This is a genomic window from Paenibacillus anaericanus (assembly GCF_003994475.1).
GTDB lineage: Bacteria > Bacillota > Bacilli > Paenibacillales > Paenibacillaceae > Fontibacillus > Fontibacillus anaericanus.
Map to the genome: position 1 here is coordinate 1 of NZ_RZNY01000068.1, position 6573 is coordinate 6573.

5 protein-coding genes are annotated in these 6573 nt (G+C 38.3%); all 5 read left to right on the forward strand.

Annotation, left to right across the window (positions count from 1 at the left end):
- Nucleotides 1-262 precede the first annotated feature (262 nt).
- Nucleotides 263-859: a DUF1349 domain-containing protein gene (locus EJP82_RS27565; protein ID WP_127195281.1), complete on the forward strand. Its 597-nt coding sequence runs from the start codon at nucleotides 263-265 to the stop codon at nucleotides 857-859.
- Nucleotides 860-1020: 161 nt separating this feature from the next.
- The gene (locus EJP82_RS27570) at nucleotides 1021-1734 is read left to right on the forward strand and encodes a response regulator transcription factor (protein ID WP_127195282.1); all 714 of its coding nucleotides are present in this window, start codon (nucleotides 1021-1023) and stop codon (nucleotides 1732-1734) included.
- 21 nt (nucleotides 1735-1755) lie between these two features.
- Nucleotides 1756-3186 (forward strand): sensor histidine kinase, encoded by a 1431-nt coding sequence (locus EJP82_RS27575; RefSeq protein WP_127195283.1) that lies wholly within the window; start codon nucleotides 1756-1758, stop codon nucleotides 3184-3186.
- 96 nt (nucleotides 3187-3282) lie between these two features.
- Complete coding sequence (locus EJP82_RS27580) at nucleotides 3283-4041, forward strand: ABC transporter ATP-binding protein (RefSeq protein ID WP_246054462.1); 759 nt, start codon at nucleotides 3283-3285, stop codon at nucleotides 4039-4041.
- A gap of 6 nt (nucleotides 4042-4047) precedes the next feature.
- Nucleotides 4048-6471 carry an ABC transporter permease gene (locus tag EJP82_RS27585; protein ID WP_127195285.1) on the forward strand — a complete coding sequence of 808 codons (2424 nt, stop codon included), beginning with the start codon at nucleotides 4048-4050 and terminating at the stop codon, nucleotides 6469-6471.
- Nucleotides 6472-6573 lie beyond the last annotated feature (102 nt).

Here is a 6573-nt window from a genome sequence, read left to right on the forward strand (position 1 = left end):
CCAATTGTTAGTTGTGTCTAACAATTGGGGTGCAGTTCATTATCATGACACTAAATTCATGGTAATTAAGTGGTTTTTTTTGTTAAGGAACGCGACTTGATAATACACTAGTCCATATTATTATACTCATATGCACTAATGTTATATTTATAGAGCGAATTTATACAAGTATAATGACATTAAATTTATAGTGAAGATATGTGCTTAGAAAAAAATCGGAAACAGCAAGTTATAAGAGACAAAAAAAGAGGAGTTAATAATTATGATTAATAATTTGTTTATACTTGAAGAAAGAGAAAAATTGAAATGGAAAAATGAACCGATGTACTGGGAATACACCAAAGAAGATGGTTTGATTATGGATGCATCAGCTAATGCAGATTTTTTTAAAGATCCTGGGGGAAAACATATAGCCGAGTCTGCTCCTTTTCTATATGTACAGGTTGATTCGTCCTTCCAGCTTACCACACAGATTCAGGTAGACATGCTTCATCTATATGATTCAGGCTGTTTGATGTTAATGGCGGACGATAACAATTGGGCCAAACTTTGTTTTGAATTTAACGGAGAGTATGCCACCATTGTGTCTGTTGTAACAAAGAACGGATCCTCCGATGATTGTAATTCTGAGCGTGTTATGGTTGAAACCCCCTATTTAAGGATCGAGAAAAATGGATTAACTATTTCTTTTTATTACTCTATTGATGGTCTGGATTGGAAATTAATACGTTACTTTGGAATGGATTCCTCTGCGCCGTTCATCGCGGGAGCAGTTGCCCAGTCTCCGATGGGATCAGGTTGCCGAGTCAATTTTAAATATCTAAGCTTATCGTCACCAAATAGGGATAGTAGATTTTAGGGCATGACAAAGAAACCTCTGGATACTTGTGAGAGTCTACCACAGGATGATATCTCTGTAGTTCTAGCTAGATTGTAAAAAGGATTTGAACGAGTTTAACTCGAATTAATCAAAAGTGATACTCAAATCAACTATTTATATAAGTTCAGGAGAAATAAATAATGAATGGTCATAGGAAAATTCTTATTATTGAAGACGAGCAAGATATTGCTCGAATTATAAGGGACTATATTAACAAGAACGGATATGAAGCTACCATTGCTAGTAATGGTAAAGATGCCTTTCAGCTCATCGAGATATTGAATCCGGAGTTCATTATTCTGGATATTATGCTACCTGATATTGATGGTATTGAGCTATGTCGCCAAATTCGGGAGAAGAATAATGTTCCCATTCTTATCTTAAGTGCCCGAGGTAGTGATACCGATAAGGTGCTTGGACTTGGATTTGGTGCGGATGATTATATGACGAAACCATTTTCATTAACCGAGTTACTTGCAAGAATTAAATCTAATTTGCGAAGAGTTGAAAGTATGATAAGTACTTCGCCGAAACAATCAGAGAATGAGGATATTCTCCATTTAGGAACGATCATCATTGATAAAAAGGGATACAAAGTAACGAAAGAAGGTAAGGAAGTTTCACTATCGGCGAAGGAACTAGAGTTGTTATTTTTTCTATCCAAGCATAGAAACCAAGTCTTCTCTAAAACTCAACTATTGGATGCTGTATGGGGTTACTCAACTTATGGGGATGAGAGTACGATAACCGTGTATATTCGCAGAATACGAGAGAAGCTGGAAGTGGATCCGTCCAATCCCATGTATATTAAGACAGTCTGGGGAATTGGCTACAAATTTAGCTTCGATGAATGACAAGTAAGATAGGAGATACCAATGTATTTGAATGTTTGGTTTAGAAAATGGTTAATAGCCGTTCTTATTTGTCTTGTCATCATCATGGGGTGTGGGGCAGGTTTGCTCTGGGACAACTATAGAAGTCAAAGCGAGGCTGACTCCCAGTTGGTTATTAATAAGATACGACTCCAAGTGAGCGATATGATGCTCTATCTAGAACAATTTAATCAAGAGCTTGAAAATGATTCAAAGATACGAGAAACCATCCAAGCTATGTCACAGAAACATCAATTAAGCTTAATGTATGTGCAACTAGATGGCCGTATTATATTCAATTCCTCACCTAACACCAGCGCTCAACAAATAGACTTAAAAACTGTGCTTCATTATGACTTATATCATGCGAGAGTTGATAAAGATACCTATAGCATAGCTTTCCCCGTAGTTGATGAGGTTACCCAAGTTCAAGCTGGGAATGCTATTTTTGCTATGCCAGCAAGTACTGTTTTCGTTGAGAAATCCCATGCTATACCTCTTACGCTGTTTATAGTGATGTCTACAATGCTACTCATCCTATGTTACCTGATGTTCATTATTAGAAATAAGATCAAGAGAGACATTATTCAGCCAATTTATCACTTGAAGGATTACACGGAGTCTATTATAAAAGGAAACTACGAGAAAAAAGCTTCATATGGAACTATGAACGAGATCGGTGAGGTCTATGCGATGTTTGATCAAATGAGATTAGAGATCATGTATCATAGTATGCGGAGAGATGAACAGGAGAAAGCGCAGAAGGAACTGATCTCCAATATTTCGCACGAAATTAAGACACCACTAACGACGCTGAAGGCTTACATTGAAGCCATTCGTGAGGGAGTCTGTCCTGACATGCCATCAGTTATGGAATATGTTGAGATCATGCATACCAATACGGATAAAATGACCCGATTGACCGAGGATCTCTTGGTACATGCATTACAAGAACTAGGACAGATCTCGGTGACGCTCACTGAGCAGTATAGCAGGGAAATGTTTCTTCGGATTCTACAACCAATCGGTCATTTTGTTCGTACAACAGGGGTAACATATATTGAGCCTACGGACATTCCGAATGTACTCATTAATGCCGATGCCAATCGGTTGGAGCAGGTGGTTTCTAATCTAATTGCTAATTCGTTGAAACATACATCAACAGGAGATTCGATTAGTGTGGATATAGTGATTGCGCTGGGACAGTTGAAAATAACGATAGCGGATACAGGAAAGGGAATTCTTCCACAGGATATTCCTTTTGTTTTTGATCGATATTTTAAAGGGAAATTGAATTCTAGTCCTAGAAATGAAGGGTTTGGATTAGGGCTCTCGATTTGTAAACATATTATTGAAGCTCATAATGGTTCGATTTCTTTTAGAAGTGACCAAGGTCAAGGTACGGTATTTCATTGTATGATTCCTTTATGTTAGGTTGTCGCAGTAATATTTCATTAATATTTAGATAAGTGTTTATACATAAACGCCCTTTACAATGAGAATATGACTTTATTTCAGGAGGGCTTACATTTGGGAAAGAAAGCGATCATTCAAGCTACGAACCTTTGCAAAACCTACTCGACAGGTAGCGAACAATTTCATGCGATCAGAAATCTAAATTTAGAAGTTTATGAAGGGGATTTCACGGTAATTATGGGGAATTCGGGATCAGGAAAGTCCACGCTGTTGTATATGCTAAGTGGGCTTGATTCCGTAACGGTAGGAGAGGTTTACTTTCAAGATCAACGTATCGACAGCTACAAAGAAAAGCAATTAGCAGAGTTTAGGGCGAGTAGAATCGGATATATTTATCAAAGCATTAATCTAGTGCCTGACCTTACAATATTTGAAAATATCGCCTTGCCTGGATATATCGCGGGGCATTCCAAGAAAGAAGTAAAGCGTAGGGCGCTCTCACTAATGAAGGCTATGGAAATTGAGAGCCAGAAGCATCGCCTCCCCTCCCAAACCTCAGGTGGACAGCAACAAAGAGCGGCGATTGCCAGAGCTTTGATCAACTCTCCAGATATTATTTTTGCGGATGAGCCGACAGGAAGCTTGAATTATGATCAAGGTGTGGCTGTTCTAGATATCCTAACGGATATGAATCGTAAAGGGCAGTCCGTGGTCATGGTGACCCATGACATTAAAGCTGCTTGCAGAGCTGATCGCCTGATCTTAATAAAAGATGGGAAGATAGCGGATGTGTTGGATTTTGATAAGTTTGATAATACTCATATTCAAGACAGAGAAGCGATTATATTTTCTTATGTTTCAGGAAGGGAGTAGACGCTGATGTATGCAGTTTACTCTCTTTGCCTAGCGAATCTAAGAAAAAAGAAGGTACACAATGGATTGATTGGCTTACTTATTCTCCTATCAACATTGCTACTTGCTACTTCGGTCACAGTTATACTAAATACAAATAATTTATTTACCGATATGCACAATAAAACACATGGTTCTCATGAGATGTTGATATTAGGCGATGAGCTGCATGACCCCTATAAGTTATTGGAGTGGTGGAGTGAACAGGAAGGAGTTACATCATCGGAGTTGATTCCGTTTAGAACGATATCAGGAATCACAGTCCAAGGGAAAGAGTCTTCGACAGGGCTCTCAAGCTTATATTTGTATATGATGGATACGCCTGAGCGTCCTTATGCAGTTGATGATCTAATTTTTGCAGATGGAAATGAGAGCATTCACCCAGAGAAAGGGACGATATGGCTCCCCACTTCAATAGCCTATTTATATGATATTTCTGTAGGAGATACACTAGGATTTACAGCAGGTGAAAAGGATTTTGCATTGAAGGTATCAGCCGTCGTTGTGGATATGCCCTACGGAGCACCTTTTCCAACATCAGTACGCATATGGATGAATCATCAGGATTATGAAGAACAAATTCACGTTATGCAGGGTAAAGATCAATACATGATGGGGCTTAGATTTGATAATTATAGTCAGAGTTCAAGCTATTGGGAACAATTTGAGCAAGACATGGGTACGCCGTATCTGGAATCAAAAGTGAGTTTTGAGGAGATGGCTGCTTTTTATCTCATTATGAATAAAGTGATTGGATTTATTATGATTTTTCTAGGTATCGTGATGATGCTTGTTGCTTTATTCACGATTGGATTTACGATTTCAGATGATGTTTTATCCAATTATAAAACGATTGGTGTAATTAAAGCATTAGGGTTGCCCTCTAAGAAATTGATGGGGGTCTACTTAGCGCAATACGCATTGATTTCTATGGTCGCGATTATCCCTGGATTAATTACTAGTCAATGGATATCAAGAGTTATCGTAGATAGTGCTCTTTCGTCCCTGAAGACGGGAGTCATGGAGGCCAAGTCGGATGTAAATCTTGTAGCTTTTGTCCTAGGCATACTTGTGTTTATACTCGTCATATTATGTGTGTTGTTCTATTCCAACAAAGCTCGGCTTGTACAGCCTATGCAAGCCATTCGTTATGGCATGTCCGAAAGTGACAATAGCGCAATGACAAAACGTTTCGCCGTTAAAGAAAATCAGAGAATTTCTTTTGGGAGAGCGCCACTCCTCGTTGTTATTGGACTAAGAAATATATTAAAGAATAGAAAATCTTCCATTCTAATGACAATGCTAACCATCATCATGTCAGCCGTGCTCGTGCTGGGGTTTGTTCTATTAAATAGTATCAGTTCTATTAAACAGACATCCCCATTATGGGGGTATGATGATTCCGACATCGTACTGCAAATTAATAACCAATCGATATTCTCCCGTGCGGAGTTTGATCAGGCGATATTGTCTGACCCAAGAATTAAAAATTTCGGATGGATGGGCGGAATAAATGGTGTTGTTTCTGCAGATGGAACGCTGAACGCTGAACATTCCGATGCTCAGTCCATGAATTTTTCTATCACTGTTATCGATGGAAGTTATGATGAAATGGGATATACCATACTAAGAGGGAAGAACCCCCAAAGTAAAAATGAAATCGCAATAGGAATCAAAGTAGCTAAGCAACTGAATAAAGATCTAGGAGATGTTGTAGTAGTTTATCTTGAAGGTTACAAGCATACACTTACGATTACGGGGATCTATCAATCTATTGCTAATATGTCTTACTCGGCAAGAATTGTAGCGGATGTGGTCAAAATGAATAACCCCGATTACAGTAATCTGGATACCGCATTAATTAATATAGAAGATAATCGAGATTCTGATCAAATTGTAAATGAATTAAATGAGGAATATAAGGTTTCAGCATCCGCAGTTTCTCAGCAGACATTGTTAGAGGCAGTATATAAACAAGCTGTGGCATCTTTAATTCTACCCATGAGTATCATGGGATTGTTATTCACTGGGGTTACAATCATCATCGTATACAGTATTAGTCGTATAAATATCAGAAAAGAAAGCAAAACCTACGGAATATATAAATCTATAGGTTTGACTTCAACTAAGATTAGATTGTCTGTAACGCTGGGGATCGTAGCTGTTTCTGCTATCGGAGCAGTCATAGGTGTATTTGTGGGAGTATATTTTTTGCCTCTTATATTAGGTAGCATTCTCGCTGATTACGGAATTTCTGATTTACCTTTGATACTCAATTGGCTAGGGATCATAGGCTTTGCCTGTGTGACTATAATTTCAGCAGGATTGGGTTCTTGGGCTTCCTCAAGAGTGGTGTCTACAACATCGCCGCAAATTCTTGTAATTGAGTAATAGGAGTGTCTTCAATTTAATGTCTCGAATTGGATTCAAAGCAAAAAGTGGACCTCCAAATGGCAATGTCATTAAGATAAGCTCAAAACGAAACCGAGAATA